This window comes from Pseudomonas sp. MIL19 (assembly GCF_028680365.1).
GTDB lineage: Bacteria > Pseudomonadota > Gammaproteobacteria > Pseudomonadales > Pseudomonadaceae > Aquipseudomonas > Aquipseudomonas spirodelae.
On record NZ_JAPPVG010000082.1, the window covers coordinates 1 to 1,113 of the forward strand.

Genomic DNA, 1,113 nt, shown 5'->3' on the forward strand with positions numbered 1-1,113 from the left:
GGCGGTTGCAGGAGCTGAGTGCAACACGGTTATTGAATTGAAGCCGGAGCATCATGCCGCATAGCCAAGGCTTCCTGCATCACCTCTCCCATGACTTCGATCGGGCATTTGAAATCGAAGCGCTTACGGGGGCGCATATTCAGTTGCAGGGCGATGGCATTCAGTTGCTCCTGGCTGTGTACCGACAAGTCAGTCCCCTTGGGCAGGTACTGGCGGATCAGGCCGTTGATGTTTTCGTTACTGCCGCGCTGCCATGGGCTGTGCGGATCACAAAAATAAATAGCGACCCCGGTCTGCTGGGTGATTTCAGCATGCCGCGCCATCTCCCGGCCTTGGTCGTAGGTCATGCTCTTGCGCATCGCCAGCGGCATGCCGTTGAGCGCTGCACTGAAGCCCTCCATCGCCGAGGTCGCCGTTGCGTCGTTCATCTTCACCAGCATCAGGTAGCCACTGGTGCGCTCCACCAACGTGCCTACCGACGAGGCGTTGGCCTTACCCTTGATCAGGTCGCCCTCCCAATGCCCCGGCATCAGCCGGTCTTCGATCTCTGGCGGGCGCACGTGAATGCTGACCATCTCCGGAATCTGGCCGCGCCGATCCACGCCGCCAGAGCGCGGTCTGCGCGTCGCCTTGCTTTGGCGCAGGCAGATGATCAGCTCATTGCGCAGCTCGCCGACCGGCAAGGCATAGATCGCGTTGTAGATCGTCTCTCGACAGACGTAGGCATCTCTGAGGCTGGGAATGTTCATGCCGCGCAGCTTGCCGGCAATCTGTTCAGGAGACAAACGCTCACGCAACATATGGGTCACCAACTCGAAGCGCTCACTGCCCGGCAGAAGCTTGCGCTTAGGGCGACAAACCTGGCGCCGAATGCTCATCTGTCGCTGGGCGCAGCGGGCCGAGTAAGCACCACTACTGCCTCGATTGCGCTTCAGCTCTCGACTGATGGTCGAGGGCGACCTGTCAATCAGGCGAGCAATGCCGCGCAGGGTGAAGCCTTGAGCTTGACTGAGCTGAATGATCGCGCGCTCTTCAACGCTGAGTTCGGAATAGGACATAGGGGCAGCACCGTACCGGAAAGGTCAGGTGTTGCACTCAGTTTTCGCGGCCGCC

1 protein-coding gene is annotated in these 1,113 nt (G+C 60.0%); it reads right to left on the minus strand.

Going from position 1 to position 1,113, the window contains the following annotated elements:
* Window positions 1-29: 29 nt before the first annotated feature.
* On the minus strand, window positions 30-1,058 hold the full coding sequence (locus N1078_RS19445; protein ID WP_274089701.1) for an IS30 family transposase: 1,029 nt from the start codon (window positions 1,056-1,058) through the stop codon (window positions 30-32).
* Between the last annotated feature and the right edge of the window lie 55 nt (window positions 1,059-1,113).